The following is a 13457-nucleotide window of genomic DNA, read 5'->3' as shown; positions in this document are numbered from 1 at the left end:
CGATCCCGGACCCCGCGCGGATCCCTGCGGCATTGCTTCCGGATCATGTGCTGCGCCAGAATGCACGTGGTGCATGACCACAAGCGGGGGAGGACCCATCTGATGACCATGACAACCGAATTCGGAAACGGGAACATCCCGTGGCGGCCGTTCGCGGGCTTCGAGGGACTGTATTATCACCTGCTGTCGGTGGATGACCGCACGCAGGTCGTGGACATGCTGATGAAGTTCGATCCGCACGCGGAATGTGTGCCGCACCGGCATGTCGGACCGACAAAGACACTGGTGATCGAGGGGGAGCACCGGCTGTTCGAACCGGTGCTCGACCATGGCGCCCCGCATACCGCCCGCGTCTCAGCCGGTTTCGGAACCAACAATGGCGATGAGACGCATATCGAGGGCGGCGGCGAGAACGGTGCCACGATCCTGCTGCAGATGACCGCTGTGGACGGCGTCGTCTACGAGATCCTGGACGCCGACGGCAACATCGACCGCATCATCACCCTGGACGACTTCCGTCGCGGGCTGGCGAAGCAGCAGGCCCGCGCCGCAGCCTGAAACGGATCAATCCGTACTGTTCCGGTCTTGATTTATCACCGGCTTCCGGTAGATAGAGGACCAATGAAGTCCTGTTTCATGGCGCGGGGGCAGACCGGCTGATGATGCGATTGAGCAAACTGACGGACTACGCGGTGGTGATGATGGTCCACATGGGCCAGGTCAGCGAAGCCGCGACGGCAGATGTGCTGTTCACCGCCACCCGGCTGTCCGATGAGACCGGCGTGCCGCAGCCGACCGTGGCCAAGGTCCTGAAGTCCCTGGCCCGCGCCGGCCTGCTGCGTTCCGTTCGCGGGGCGCAGGGCGGCTACGTGGTCGAGCGGACGCCGGAGCAGATTTCCATCGCCGAGATCGTTCAGGCGCTGGACGGTCCCATCGCGCTGACCGCCTGTGTCGACGGGGCAGACGACAGCTGCAATGTGGAGAGCCTGTGCGGCATGCGCGGCAACTGGAACCGGGTCAACGAGGCGATCCGTTCCGCGCTGGGTCGCGTGACCCTGGCCGACATGGCCCTGACACCCATGGAATTTCCCGTACCTGACGCGCCCCGTCCGGCCTACGGGCACTCAACCAGCACCTCAAGGGGGGCCTGACGCATGGCTGCAACTGCCGAAACCATCCAGCAGGTCAAGGAACTGGGGGACCGCTACAAGTACGGTTTCTCCACCGACATCGAATCCGACATGGCACCGAAGGGGCTAAGCGAGGACATCGTCCGCTTCATCTCCGCCAAGAAGGAGGAGCCGGAATGGCTGCTGGAATGGCGGCTGAAGGCATACCGCCACTGGCTGACGATGCCGGAGCCGGAATGGGCCTTCGTCGACTTTCCCCAGATCGACTATCAGGACGCCTACTACTATGCGGCGCCGAAGACCGGCGACAAGCCGAAGAGCCTGGACGAGGTCGATCCGAAGCTGCTGGAGACCTATGCCAAGCTGGGTATCCCGCTGCGCGAGCAGGAAGTGCTGGCCGGGGTCGAGGGCGCACCGAAGGTCGCCGTCGATGCCGTGTTCGACAGTGTCTCCGTCGGCACCACCTACAAGAAGCAGCTTGAAGCCAAGGGCATCATCTTCTGCGCCATCTCGGAAGCCATCCAGACACACCCGGAACTGGTAAGGAAGTATCTCGGCTCCGTCGTGCCGGCGGCCGACAACAAGCATTCCTGCCTGAACTCCGCCGTCTTCACCGATGGCAGCTTCGTCTACATTCCGAAGGGCGTGCGCTGCCCCATGGAACTGTCGACCTATTTCCGCATCAATCAGGAGAATACGGGGCAGTTCGAACGGACGCTGATCATCGCCGATGAAGGCTCCTACGTCAGCTATCTGGAGGGCTGCACCGCGCCGATGCGCGACGAGAACCAGCTCCATGCGGCGGTGGTCGAACTGATCGCGCTGGATGATGCGGAGATCAAGTACTCCACGGTGCAGAACTGGTATCCGGGCGACGAGAACGGCAAGGGCGGCATCTACAACTTCGTCACCAAGCGCGGTGCCTGCCGGGGCCGGAACTCGAAGATTTCCTGGACCCAGGTGGAGACGGGATCGTCGATCACCTGGAAGTACCCGAGCTGCATCCTGCAGGGCGACAATTCGGTGGGCGAGTTCTACTCGGTCGCCATCACCAACAACCGCCAGCAGGCCGACACCGGCACCAAGATGATCCACATCGGCAAGAACACCCGGTCGACGATCATCTCCAAGGGCATCTCCGCCGGTCGCGCCAACCAGACCTACCGTGGTCTGGTGCGCATCCAGCCGGGGGCGGAGGGCGCGCGCAACTATACCCAGTGCGACTCCCTGCTGATCGGCGACCAGTGCGGGGCGCACACCGTGCCCTACATCGAGGCGAAGAACTCCAGCGCCCGTGTGGAGCATGAGGCCACGACCTCGAAGATCTCCGACGAGCAGCTGTTCTATTGCCGCCAGCGCGGGCTGTCCGACGAGGAGGCGGTGGCGCTGATCGTCAACGGGTTCTGCCGCGAGGTGATGCGGGAACTGCCGATGGAATTCGCGGTGGAGGCAACCAAGCTGGTGGGCATCAGCCTGGAAGGCAGTGTCGGCTGAGGCAACGGCCGACACCGAACCGCGCAACGCAACAGACAGACAAGCCGAAGGCGACAACATGCTGAAGATCGAGAACCTGCACGTCGAAGTGGATGGCAAGGAAATCATCCGGGGCCTGGACCTGGAAGTCCCGAAGGGCGAGGTGCATGCCATCATGGGCCCGAACGGGGCCGGCAAGTCCACCCTGTCCTATACGCTGGCGGGGCGCGACGGCTACACGGTGACCGACGGCAGGGTCACGTTCCAGGGCCGCGACCTGCTGGACCGGGAACCGGAGCAGCGGGCCGCCGACGGGCTGTTCCTGGGCTTCCAGTATCCGGTGGAAATTCCAGGTGTCGCGACGCTGACGTTCCTGAAAACCGCCGTGAACGCGGTGCGTCGCCAGCGCGGCGAGGAAGAATATGACGCCATGCAGTTCATGAAGCTGGTGCGCGGCAAGGCGAAGGACCTGAACATCTCCGACGAGATGCTGAAACGTCCCGTCAATGTCGGCTTCTCCGGTGGCGAGAAGAAGCGCAACGAGATCCTGCAGATGGCGGTGCTCGACCCGGCGTTCTGCCTGCTGGACGAAACCGACTCCGGTCTCGACATCGATGCGCTGAAGGTCGTGGCCGATGGCGTCAACGCCCTGCGCGGGCCGGAACGCGGCATGCTGATCATCACCCATTACCAGCGGCTGCTGGATCACATCGTTCCCGACCGGGTGCATATCCTGGCGGAGGGCCGGATCGTCGAGAGCGGTGACAAGAGCCTGGCGCTGGAACTGGAAAAGAAGGGCTATGCGTCCTTCGGCTCGGACCGGGCGGCCTGAGGCAGTCATGGACAGCACAGCCGAAATCCTTCTGGAACGCTTCAGCGGCGATGCCGATACCGACCGGACCGCAGCGCGCGACCGGTTCCGGGACGCGGGCCTTCCGACGCCGAAGCAGGAAGCCTGGAAGTTCACCAACCTGCGCCCGCTGGCCCAGTTCCTGGATGCGCGGACGGAGCCTGCGAACGACAGCCGTCCCGCCATTCCGGACACGCTTGTGGATGGGGCCTACCGGGTGCTCATCATTGACGGTCGTATCGACGGTGACCTTTCGGATGCCGGGATCGACGGCCTGAGCCTCGCGCAGGGCAGCGGTCTGCAGGCCGACACGGACAGCGGTCGTGCCCTGCGCGACCTCAGCATTGCGATGGCGGACGACGGGCTGCGCATCACGCTGGATGCCAACGCGACGCCGCCCCGGGCGCTGGAGCTTGTCTTCATCGGCACCGGCAGCCGTTCGGGCGGTCATCATTTCACGCTGGAGATCGCGCTCGGCAGCAACAGCGCGCTGACCGTGGTGGAACATCATCTGGGCAGCAACGCCTATGCCGCGACCCTGGCCACCGATGTACGGCTGGCGGACGGCGCGCGCCTGCGTCACGTGAAGCTGCAGGACGAAAGCACCGAGGCCTTTCACCTGTCGGACTGCGCGGTGGAGATCGGGCGCGACGCGAGCCATGAACGTTTCGTGCTGTCCGTCGGCTCCAGGCTGGCACGGGATGAGGTGCATGTCGCGCTGAACGGTCAGGGCAGTTCCGTGCGCCTGCTCGGGGCCTATGCAGGCCGTGGGCAGCAGCACCTGGACCACACCACCCACATCGACCACGCGGTGCCCAACACCAGCAGCCACGAAGTCTACAAGGGCGTGCTGGATGACCGGTCCCGTGGCGTCTTTCAGGGCGGCATCCGGGTGATGAAGGACGCGCAGAAGACTGCAGGGCATCAGTTGAACAAGGCCCTGCTGCTGTCGCGCCAGGCGGAGATCGATTCCAAGCCGGCGCTGGAGATCTATGCCGACGATGTGGTCTGCAGCCACGGCGCGACCGCAGGCGAGATCGACGAGGACGCGCTGTTCTATCTGCGCGCCCGCGGCATCGACGCGCAGGCCGCGAAGAGCCTGCTGGTGCAGGCCTTCCTGGACGAGGCCTTCGACGGTATCGCCGACGAAGGACTGCGCGAGCGCCTGAAGGACCGGGTGCACGGCGCCCTGCAGCTGGAGGGTGCGGCCCATGGCTGATACCGTTTCGGACCACACGAACAGTACCGTTCTGGATGTGGACGCGGTGCGCCGTGACTTTCCGATCCTTTCGGAGACCGTCTATGGCAAGCCGCTGGTGTTCCTGGATTCAGGGGCCAGCGCGCAGAAGCCGCGTCAGGTCATCGACGCCATGCGCCACTGCATGGAACACCAGTATTCCAACGTCCATCGTGGGGCGCACTACCTGTCCGCCGCGACCACGGATGCGTTCGAGCAGGCGCGGGATCGCGTCGCGCGGTTCCTGAATGCGGCCAGCCCGGACGAGATCATCTTCACGTCCAATGTGACCGCCGCCATCAACCTGGTGGCCCATGCCTATGGCCGCGCCTTCCTGAAGGCGGGGGACGAGGTCATCGTTTCCGAGATGGAGCATCACGCCAACATCGTGCCCTGGCAGCTGCTGGCGGAGGCGACGGGTGTCGTGCTGCGCGTGGCACCGGTGGAGGACGACGGCAGCTTCCGGATCGAGCGGTTCGCGGAACTGCTGAACGACCGCACCAGGCTGGTCTCCATCACCCATTGCTCCAACGTGCTGGGCACCAACGTCCCGGCGAAGGAAGTGGCGCGGCTGGCCCACGACGCGGGTGCGAAGGTGCTGTTCGACGGCGCACAGGCGGTCGTGCACGGCCCTGTGGACGTCCAGTACATAGACGCCGATTTCTATGGTTTCACCGCCCACAAGCTCTATGGGCCGAGCGGCCTTGGCGTGCTCTACGGCAAGCTGGATATCCTGAACAGCATGCCGCCGTTCCTGGGAGGCGGCGACATGATCGACAAGGTCTCCTTCAAGGGATCGACCTTCAAGGAAGCCCCGCACCGGTTCGAGGCCGGAACCCCTGCGATCGTGGAGGCCATCGGCCTGCATGCGGCGATCAACTATGTCGCGGACATCGGCTTCGACGCCATCCGCGCGCATGAGGCGGGCCTGCGCGACTATGCGCATGAACGGCTGTCCGCCATCGACGGAATGCGCCTGATCGGCACCGCGCCGGACAAGGCCGCCATCATCTCCTTCCTGGTCGACGGGCTGCACCCCTATGACGTGGCCGCCGTGCTGGACCGTCAGGGCGTTGCCTGCCGCGTCGGCCACCATTGCGCGGAGCCGCTGATGGACCGGCTGGGGATCATCGGCACCGTCCGCGCGACACTGGCGATGTACAACACGAAGGCCGAGATCGATGTGCTTGGGGAAGCCATCGAGAAGGCCAAGAAGATGCTGGCCTGAAGGGGGCACCATGGCACGAGAGGAATATGAGGATTTCGCGGAGACCCTGGAGGCGCTGGACGACGACATGCGCTTCGAGTTCCTGCTCGATCTGGCGAAGAAACAGGATGCGACAGACTTCCCGGAGGAATGGAAGACCGACGCGAACCTGATGCACGGCTGCATGTCGAAGGTGTGGCTGGTGCACGAGGAAAAGGACGGCCTGCACTGGTTCAAGGGCGCCTCCGAGGCGGCAATCGTGAAGGGGCTGGTGCACATGATGGTGCGGTCCTTCAGCGGCCTGACGTCGGAGGAGGTTCGGGAAATCAGCCTGGATGACGTGCGGCGGCTGAACCTGGGCGCCCTCACCTTCCAGCGCCAGGTCGGCATGATGGCAATGCTGAAACAGATCCAGAAACTGGCCGGCCAGCCGGTGGCCCGCGAAAGCGCCGGTGCCTGATGCGCACAAACCTGCTCTCCACACAGGGGAATTGAAATGACCATGACACCTGACCACAGTCCCGGCTTGCTGGACTTCATGGAAGTCCCGGACGTCGTCGCCTATGCGGGCGAGAAGCGGGAGGGCCTGAGCGAACTCGGCTCCGAACCGCTGATCGCGGCGATGAAAACCGTCTATGACCCGGAGATCCCGGTGGACATCTACGAACTCGGCCTTATCTACAGGCTGGAAGCGAAACCGGACGGCGATGTCGAGGTCGACATGACATTGACCGCCCCGGCCTGCCCCGTGGCGGGTGAACTGCCGCAATGGGTGGCGGACGCGGTGGCCACTGTCGAAGGCACCGGCCTCGTCACCGTGCAGTTGGTGTTCGAGCCGCCGTGGACGCCGGAGCGCATGTCGGACGAGGCCCGTCTCGCCCTCGACATGTTTTGAGTGACGCGGAATTCAGACCAACCTGTTCAGGAGTGAAATGATGTTCCAGACCGAGGGTGGCAAACCGATCCTTACCGTCACGCCGCGCGCCGCCGAGCAGGTGCAGCGGCTGATGCAGCGGGCGGAGGCCAAGGGCGACACGGCGCTCGGCGTGCGCGTCGGCGTCAAGACCGGCGGCTGTTCCGGCATGACCTACAATGTCGAGTATGCCACCGAGCAGAAGAAGTTCGAGGAAGTGGTGGAGGCCGAGGGCGCGCGCGTCTTCGTCGACCCGATGGCCACCATGTTCCTGCTGGGCGCGGAGATGGACTACGAGGAAACCCAGTTCCGCTCCGGCTTCACCTTCTCCAACCCGAACGAGGCGGAACGCTGCGGTTGCGGCGAGAGCTTCTCCGTCCAGCCGGCTGTGGGTGAGGCGGCGAAGCGGACGTCCTGACGGGTCTCTGCGTCAGCGACGACCGGCGCGCAACCTGAAGGCTGCCCCCGCGGCCAGGCTCTCGATGCGCCCCGGCAGTTCGTCGGGGAAGGCCGCGATCAGGATCTCGATCAGGGCGGCCAGGTCGCTGTCGTCGGCCTGGATACCGACCCGCGCCAGATAGGCGAAGAGGTTGGACAGTGAATCCTCGATCTGCCGCAGGCGGTCGAAGGTACCGGTGCCGGCCCGGGTCATGGAGGCATGCAGCATCAGCACCTCGACATGCTCCGCATGCAGTTCACTCTCCACGATCACCCGCCGCAGATCGTCGGACAGCGGCCGCGGTGCCGGGGCGGTATCGCCCTTCAGATAGAGTTTCAGACCGTGCAGCGCATTGATGGCATTGCCGCGCCAGTCCGCCACGGCCCGCAACGCCTGATCCAGTTCGCCGTCACGGAAGGTGCCGCGCCCGCTGGAGGCGACCCAGCAGCAGAACAGCATGACATTGACGTCCAGCCCGTGCCGGTCCTGCAGGGCCAGACAGGCCTGCTTCGCAGCGCCGCGCGCATAGACACGCGTGGCGTAGTCCCACAGGTCATTGGGGGGGAAGACTCCGGACGAGAATACCGCCATGAAACGATCCAGTGTTCAGCGTTCAATCGTGGTCCGGCGATGCCGCCGACCGTGATCCCGATGCGCGGTCATGTTACTCTTGGGGGATCAGCTGCATGCGCGCGGCGCGACTATGGCATGGCTGACGGGCACGGCAAAGGAGAGACCGGTGACATGACTGTAGCGGAGGGCGAGACACGGACCTACATCGAGAAGCGCCTGGCGGAACAGCGGATTGCGCACCAGGATCTCGACGCGGCAATCGCGGCCCTGGTGGAAAAGGGCGCCTTCGATGATCTGCAGATGCAGCGCCTGAAACGACAGAAACTGAAGGTGAAGGACGAGATCCTGCGGCTCGAAGGCATGCTGATGCCCGACATCATTGCCTGAATGCTGCGCAACACGGGCTTCACGACCGTCGCGGGCTTGACCTGAGACGGTCTGACGCCTTTATTCACGCGCGAAACGCACCAGATCGTACTGTAACGGACCAGAGTGCCCACCCGGGGACCGACAGCGGCAGGGCACAGAACGGAATTCACCGGCCATCACGCCAGCACGGCGGCGTGGCCAGAAGCAACCAACAGACGGAGAAAACCGACATGGCATTCGAACTTCCCCCCCTGCCCTACGCCGACAACGCGCTGGAGCCGCACTACTCCGCCAACACCTTCAGCTTTCACCACAAGAAGCATCACAATGCCTATGTGACGAAGGCAAACGAGCTGGTGGCCGGCACCGATCTGGACAAGGCCAGCGTCGAGGAAGCGATCGCGGAGGCCCACAAGGCGGGCAACCAGGGTCTGTTCAACCAGGTCGCCCAGATCTGGAACCACACCTTCTTCTGGAATTCCATGGCCCCGAACGGCGGCGGCGCGGCAACCGGTGACATCGCCGATGCCATCAAGGCCGACTTCGGCTCCACCGAGGAACTGGTCGCGGCCTTCAAGGCATCCGCAGTCGGCAACTTCGGTTCCGGCTGGACCTGGCTGGTGCAGGACGGCGGCAAGCTGAAGGTCGTCAATACCTCCAATGCCGGCACCCCGCTGACCGACGGGCAGAAGCCGATCCTGACCGTCGACGTCTGGGAGCATGCCTACTACCTGGATTACCAGAACCGCCGCCCCGACTTCGTGCAGGCGTTCTGGGACAACCTGGTGAACTGGGACTTCGCGAACGCGAACCTGAAGGGCTGACGTTCAGCTTCAGTTCTGTTGAAGGGGCCGCCGGGCAGCACTGTCCGGCGGCCTTTTTCGTTTCAATTCCGGCCTATTGCGTATTGCGGCAATTTGGCACGCGGGGTATGTCTCGGTGGAGAATACGGACGGCGAAATTGCTGCGAGGGCCGGACGATCCGGCGCCAGATGACAGGGAGAATTCGTGTGGGTGAACATCCGTGGCTGAAATCCTATTCCGCTGGCGTGGACTGGCATGCCCCGATCGACACCTTTCCCGTCTACCAGATCCTCGATGATGCGGTCTCGCGCTGGCCCGACCAGCCCGCCACGGACTTCATGGGCAAGGTGCTGACCTACCGCGAACTCAGCGACCTGGTCTCCCGCGCCGCGAAGGGCTTTCAGGCACTGGGCGTCGGACCCGGCGTCCATGTCGGCCTGTTCCTGCCGAACACCCCCCACTACGTCATCTGCTTCTACGCCATCCTGAAGGCCGGCGGGACAGTGGTGAACTATTCGCCGCTGGATGCCGCCAAGGTGCTGGAACACAAGATCGAGGACAGCCAGACCGACATCATGGTCACGCTGGACCTGACCGCGCTGTATCCGCAGATGGCGGAGATGCTGGGCAAGACCCGGCTGAAGAAGATCGTCGTCGGCGGCCTGCCCGACGTGCTGCCGTTCCCGAAGAACCTGCTGTTCCCGCTGGTGAAGTCGAAGGAGATCGCGAAGGTCCCGAACGACATGCACCATGTCCGGTTCAAGAAGCTGATCGCCAATGACGGCAAGTACAATCCGGTCGCGATCGGCGATCCGGCGGAGACCCTGGCCGTGCTGCAGTACACCGGCGGCACCACCGGCCTGCCGAAGGGCGCGATGCTGACCCATGGCAACCTGACCGCCGCGACCAGCATGTATGTCGTCTCCAACACCGGTGACGAGCCGACCCTGGTAGAGGGCAAGGAGAAGATCCTGGCCGTCCTGCCGCTGTTCCACATCTATGCGCTGCAGATCAACATGCTGCTGGCGATGCGGTTCGGGGCGGAGATCGTGCTGCATCCGCGCTTCGAGCTGGAGGCAGTGATCAAGGACCTGGGATCGAAGAAGCCGACCATGTTCCCCGGCGTGCCGACCATGTTCACGGCCATCATCAACTATCCCGGCATTCAGGACATGGATCTGTCGTCGCTGAAATTCTGTGCTTCGGGCGGCGCACCGCTGCCGGTCGAGGTGGCGGAGAAGTTCGAGAAGCTGACCGGCTGCAAGCTGGCCGAAGGCTGGGGCATGACGGAAACCAGCCCCGCCGGGGTCTCCACGCCGGTGCACGGGGTCGCGAAGCCCGGGTCCTGCGGCATCCCGATGCCGGGCATCGAGATCAAGTTCATCGACGTCGATGATCCGTCGAAGACCATGCCGATGGGAGAGCGTGGCGAGATCTGCATCCGTGGCGCGAATGTCATGAAGGGTTACTGGAACAAGCCCGAGGCGACGGCGGAGAGCTTCACCGAGGACGGGTACTTCCGCACCGGTGACGTCGGCTACATGGACGATGACGGCTACATGTACATCGTGGACCGCACCAAGGACATGATCCTGTGTGGCGGCTTCAACGTCTATCCGCGCAATATCGAGGAAGCGATCTACCTGCATCCGTCCGTCGAGGAGGTCTCCGTCATCGGCATCCACGACGATTATCGCGGCCAGGCGCCGAAGGCCTTCATCAAGCTGAAGGCAGGGGCTGACAGCTTCACCTTCGACGAACTGAAGGCCTTCCTGAAGGACAAGATCGGCAAGCACGAGATGATCTCCGAGATGGATATCCGCGCCGAGCTACCCAAGACCCTTGTGGGCAAGCTGTCCAAGAAGGAACTCTACGAAGAGGAAGAGAAGCGCCGCGCCAAGGCCGCCTGACACGGGCAGTCGGCTGCCATCCGGCGACCGTTGTCCGCCCGCCCGGGTAGGTCGTGGCGAGTCGCAAGGGACAAATAATACGCATGCGTATTGTCTCGTTGCCCTGTTCGCGCCAGATTGGGCGCCATGAGACATCCACGCGCCTTGCAGACAAGACTGATCCGCGAATCCATTGACCGCCTGAAAGCCCAGGATCCGCCACTCGCAGCCGGATCGGTGGAGGCGTCGGCCCGCCGCTACAGCGATACCGACTGGCTGTCGCGGGAAACCGGCACGATCTTCCGCAACGAGCCCCAGTACCTTGGTCTTGCAGGCGAAATTCCGGACGCCGGCGACTACATGACCCGCGAACTGCCCGGCGTCTCCCTGCTTGCCGTTCGCGGGAAGGACCAGCAGATACGCGCCTTTCGCAACCGCTGCCGCCACCGGGGCACCCGCGTTGCGGAGGGGGAAGGCAAGGCCCGCAGGTTCACCTGCCCCTACCACGCGTGGACCTATGGACTTGACGGCATTCTCGCCAGTGTTCCGGAAGCCTGCCACTTCGATACGGTCGAACCCGGCGTCGATGGCCTTTGTCCGGTCCCCATTCTGGAGTGGGCCGGAATGCTGTTCTTCCTGCCGCCAGGCACGGACGAGGCCACGGCACGCGCGAGGCTGCACCCCATCGTCAGCGAACTGGAGGGGTTCGACTTCCATGCCTACAGGTCACGCCGCACGTTCAGCACCGGAAAGCCGACGAACTGGAAACTCGGCGTCGATACGTTTCTGGAGGCCTATCACGTCCCCGTCCTGCACGCCCGGACGATCGGCAGGACACTGGTGGGTGGCTTTGCGCTCTACGAACCGTTGCAGCCCCACGCGCGTCTCGTCGCGCCGCGCCGCCCGATCCTTGATCTGACGGAAGAGCAGATCACCTCCGATCCCCTGCACCGCCATGCCATCATCGTCTACCGGATCTTCCCGAACACCGTCATCGTCTCGATGGAAACCCACGCGGAGATCCACCGCTTCAATCCGGTTCAGGGACAGCCGAACCGCATGACGTGGGATCTGACCGTCGCGGCCTCTCCCCTGGGGCAGTCGCTCGACATCGACTGGGACAGGATCCTCGATCTCGCCGCGGGTGTGGTGGAGCGCGAAGACCTGGTCATGATGGCGCAGATCCAGGCAAATCTGGACAGTGAGGGCCCGGAGTCCACCGTCACGTTCGGCCGCAACGAGCCTGCGCTGCAGGACTTCCACGCCGAGATCGACCAGGCAATGGGAGAACCGGAGCCGCTCAGGCGGCCGGAAGAAGGGCTTCCGGCCGCCCTGGCTGCGCGGTGACAGGTTTCAGACGGGGCGCCGCCTGATCAGATGCAGATGCAGGCCAGCGGCGGGAAGCCGTTGAAGCCGTTGGCGGCGTAGGTCGTCGTATAGGCACCTGTGGATTCGATCAGCAGGGTCTCGCCGATCTGCAGCGACACCGGCAGCATGATCGGCGTCTTCTCGTACATCACGTCGACCGAATCGCAGGTCGGGCCGGCCAGGATCATCGGCTCGAAGGCATCATCGTCATGATCGGTGCGGATGGGATAGCGAATGGCCTCGTCCATCGTCTCCGCCAGTCCGCCGAACTTGCCGATGTCGAGATAGACCCAGCGCATCGGATCATCGTCGGACTTGCGCGAGATCAGGACGATCTCGGAGCGGATGATACCGGCATCGCCGACCATGCCCCGCCCCGGCTCGATCACCGTCTGCGGCAGGCGATTGCCGAAGTGGCGGCGCAGTGCGTTGTGGATCGACTGGCCGTAGCGCCCGACCTCCGGCACGTCGCGCAGATAGCGCGTCGGGAAACCGCCGCCCATGTTGACCATGCGCAGATAGATGCCCTGATCCGCCAGGTTGCGGAACAGCGTCGCGCAGGTGGCCAGCGCGCGGTCCCACATCTCCGAATTCGTCTGCTGAGATCCGACATGGAACTGCAGGCCGAACGGCACCAGTCCCAGACCCGGCGCACGGGCCAGCAGGCGCTCCGCCATCTCCGGCACACAGCCGAACTTGCGCGACAGCGGCCATTCGGCGCCTTCGCCATCGCACAGCAGGCGGCAGACCACACGGCTGCCCGGCGCGACCCGCGCCAGCTTCTCCAGCTCCGCCTCGCTGTCGAAGGCATACTGGCGCACACCCAGCTGCCAGGCGCGGCCGATGTCACGCTCCCGTTTGATGGTGTTGGAAAAGGCGATGCGGTCGGCGGTCGCGCCCGCAGCCAGCGCCATCTCGATCTCCGGCACCGAGGCCGCATCGAAGCTGCTGCCCAGGTCCGCCAGCAGGGACAGGACCTCCGGCGCCGGATTGGCCTTGATGGCGTAGTAGATCGTCGTGTCCGGGAAGGCACGGGCAAAGCCCGCGTAATTCTCCCGCACCCGGTCCAGATCCACCACCAGGGTGGCACGGTCATGGGGGGTCGCGGACAGGTACTGGCGAATGCGGTCGGTCATGGGACGACGGCCTTTTCGAAAAAAGCAGGGTCGGGAAAACAAGGGAAACAGTGTCGGCAATGGTCGGTC

The 13457-nt window shown here is 64.2% G+C and carries 15 protein-coding genes; 13 read left to right on the top strand and 2 right to left on the bottom strand.

Annotation, left to right across the window (positions count from 1 at the left end; translation table 11 throughout):
- The first annotated feature begins 102 nt into the window (after positions 1-102).
- The 9 genes from QGV55_RS02450 (at position 103) to QGV55_RS02410 (ending at position 7228) form a co-directional block, all read left to right on the top strand.
- The gene (locus QGV55_RS02450) at positions 103-558 is read left to right on the top strand and encodes a hypothetical protein (protein ID WP_281018458.1); all 456 of its coding nucleotides are present in this window, start codon (positions 103-105) and stop codon (positions 556-558) included.
- 101 nt (positions 559-659) lie between these two features.
- A complete protein-coding gene (locus tag QGV55_RS02445) occupies positions 660-1151 on the top strand; it encodes an SUF system Fe-S cluster assembly regulator (RefSeq protein WP_281018459.1) in 492 nt (163 codons plus the stop codon).
- A gap of 3 nt (positions 1152-1154) precedes the next feature.
- Positions 1155-2624, top strand: a complete 1470-nt coding sequence (gene sufB, locus QGV55_RS02440; RefSeq protein WP_281018460.1) for a Fe-S cluster assembly protein SufB — start codon at positions 1155-1157, stop codon at positions 2622-2624.
- A 58-nt stretch (positions 2625-2682) separates the two neighbouring features.
- Entirely contained in the window at positions 2683-3435 is a 753-nt protein-coding gene (gene sufC / locus QGV55_RS02435) for a Fe-S cluster assembly ATPase SufC (protein WP_281018461.1), read from the top strand.
- Between the two features lie 7 nt (positions 3436-3442).
- The gene (gene sufD / locus QGV55_RS02430; protein ID WP_281018462.1) at positions 3443-4672 is read left to right on the top strand and encodes a Fe-S cluster assembly protein SufD; all 1230 of its coding nucleotides are present in this window, start codon (positions 3443-3445) and stop codon (positions 4670-4672) included.
- Positions 4665-5918, top strand: a complete 1254-nt coding sequence (locus tag QGV55_RS02425) for a cysteine desulfurase (protein WP_281018463.1) — start codon at positions 4665-4667, stop codon at positions 5916-5918. Before sufD ends, QGV55_RS02425 begins: the two co-directional genes overlap by 8 nt.
- Before the next feature lie 10 nt (positions 5919-5928).
- Positions 5929-6357 (top strand): SufE family protein, encoded by a 429-nt coding sequence (locus QGV55_RS02420; protein WP_281018464.1) that lies wholly within the window; start codon positions 5929-5931, stop codon positions 6355-6357.
- Between the two features lie 36 nt (positions 6358-6393).
- Positions 6394-6792 (top strand): SUF system Fe-S cluster assembly protein, encoded by a 399-nt coding sequence (locus QGV55_RS02415; RefSeq protein WP_281018465.1) that lies wholly within the window; start codon positions 6394-6396, stop codon positions 6790-6792.
- Positions 6793-6832: 40 nt separating this feature from the next.
- Positions 6833-7228 (top strand): iron-sulfur cluster assembly accessory protein, encoded by a 396-nt coding sequence (locus QGV55_RS02410; protein ID WP_281018466.1) that lies wholly within the window; start codon positions 6833-6835, stop codon positions 7226-7228.
- 12 nt (positions 7229-7240) lie between these two features.
- On the opposite strand, the gene QGV55_RS02405 is transcribed toward QGV55_RS02410, so the two are convergent.
- On the bottom strand, positions 7241-7840 hold the full coding sequence (locus tag QGV55_RS02405; RefSeq protein ID WP_281018467.1) for a TIGR02444 family protein: 600 nt from the start codon (positions 7838-7840) through the stop codon (positions 7241-7243).
- A 153-nt stretch (positions 7841-7993) separates the two neighbouring features.
- Between QGV55_RS02405 and QGV55_RS02400 the strand changes: the two genes are divergently transcribed.
- From QGV55_RS02400 to QGV55_RS02385, 4 genes are all read left to right on the top strand, one after another.
- A complete protein-coding gene (locus QGV55_RS02400) occupies positions 7994-8209 on the top strand; it encodes a DUF465 domain-containing protein (protein ID WP_281018468.1) in 216 nt (71 codons plus the stop codon).
- 212 nt (positions 8210-8421) lie between these two features.
- A complete protein-coding gene (locus QGV55_RS02395) occupies positions 8422-9015 on the top strand; it encodes a superoxide dismutase (RefSeq protein WP_281018469.1) in 594 nt (197 codons plus the stop codon).
- Positions 9016-9183: 168 nt separating this feature from the next.
- Complete coding sequence (locus QGV55_RS02390; RefSeq protein WP_348637638.1) at positions 9184-10905, top strand: long-chain fatty acid--CoA ligase; 1722 nt, start codon at positions 9184-9186, stop codon at positions 10903-10905.
- Positions 10906-11031: 126 nt separating this feature from the next.
- Positions 11032-12231 carry an aromatic ring-hydroxylating dioxygenase subunit alpha gene (locus tag QGV55_RS02385; protein ID WP_281018471.1) on the top strand — a complete coding sequence of 400 codons (1200 nt, stop codon included), beginning with the start codon at positions 11032-11034 and terminating at the stop codon, positions 12229-12231.
- Positions 12232-12257: 26 nt separating this feature from the next.
- Here QGV55_RS02385 and QGV55_RS02380 read toward each other — a convergent pair whose 3' ends face one another.
- On the bottom strand, positions 12258-13388 hold the full coding sequence (locus QGV55_RS02380; protein WP_281018472.1) for a type III PLP-dependent enzyme: 1131 nt from the start codon (positions 13386-13388) through the stop codon (positions 12258-12260).
- Positions 13389-13457 lie beyond the last annotated feature (69 nt).

Source organism: Minwuia sp. IMCC3009, assembly GCF_029909415.1.
Classification (GTDB): Bacteria; Pseudomonadota; Alphaproteobacteria; order Minwuiales; family Minwuiaceae; genus Minwuia.
This window is presented reverse-complemented; position numbering and strand designations above follow the sequence as displayed.

What these genes read in the sequence shown, in the direction of transcription:
- QGV55_RS02450 (WP_281018458.1), top strand. Translation starts at nt 103, where the DNA reads ATGACCATGACAACCGAATTCGGAAACGGGAACATCCCGTGGCGGCCG.
- QGV55_RS02445 (WP_281018459.1), top strand. Translation starts at nt 660, where the DNA reads ATGATGCGATTGAGCAAACTGACGGACTACGCGGTGGTGATGATGGTC.
- sufB (WP_281018460.1), top strand. Translation starts at nt 1,155, where the DNA reads ATGGCTGCAACTGCCGAAACCATCCAGCAGGTCAAGGAACTGGGGGAC.
- sufC (WP_281018461.1), top strand. Translation starts at nt 2,683, where the DNA reads ATGCTGAAGATCGAGAACCTGCACGTCGAAGTGGATGGCAAGGAAATC.
- sufD (WP_281018462.1), top strand. Translation starts at nt 3,443, where the DNA reads ATGGACAGCACAGCCGAAATCCTTCTGGAACGCTTCAGCGGCGATGCC.
- QGV55_RS02425 (WP_281018463.1), top strand. Translation starts at nt 4,665, where the DNA reads ATGGCTGATACCGTTTCGGACCACACGAACAGTACCGTTCTGGATGTG.
- QGV55_RS02420 (WP_281018464.1), top strand. Translation starts at nt 5,929, where the DNA reads ATGGCACGAGAGGAATATGAGGATTTCGCGGAGACCCTGGAGGCGCTG.
- QGV55_RS02415 (WP_281018465.1), top strand. Translation starts at nt 6,394, where the DNA reads ATGACCATGACACCTGACCACAGTCCCGGCTTGCTGGACTTCATGGAA.
- QGV55_RS02410 (WP_281018466.1), top strand. Translation starts at nt 6,833, where the DNA reads ATGTTCCAGACCGAGGGTGGCAAACCGATCCTTACCGTCACGCCGCGC.
- QGV55_RS02405 (WP_281018467.1), bottom strand. Translation starts at nt 7,840, where the DNA reads ATGGCGGTATTCTCGTCCGGAGTCTTCCCCCCCAATGACCTGTGGGAC.
- QGV55_RS02400 (WP_281018468.1), top strand. Translation starts at nt 7,994, where the DNA reads ATGACTGTAGCGGAGGGCGAGACACGGACCTACATCGAGAAGCGCCTG.
- QGV55_RS02395 (WP_281018469.1), top strand. Translation starts at nt 8,422, where the DNA reads ATGGCATTCGAACTTCCCCCCCTGCCCTACGCCGACAACGCGCTGGAG.
- QGV55_RS02390 (WP_348637638.1), top strand. Translation starts at nt 9,184, where the DNA reads ATGACAGGGAGAATTCGTGTGGGTGAACATCCGTGGCTGAAATCCTAT.
- QGV55_RS02385 (WP_281018471.1), top strand. Translation starts at nt 11,032, where the DNA reads ATGAGACATCCACGCGCCTTGCAGACAAGACTGATCCGCGAATCCATT.
- QGV55_RS02380 (WP_281018472.1), bottom strand. Translation starts at nt 13,388, where the DNA reads ATGACCGACCGCATTCGCCAGTACCTGTCCGCGACCCCCCATGACCGT.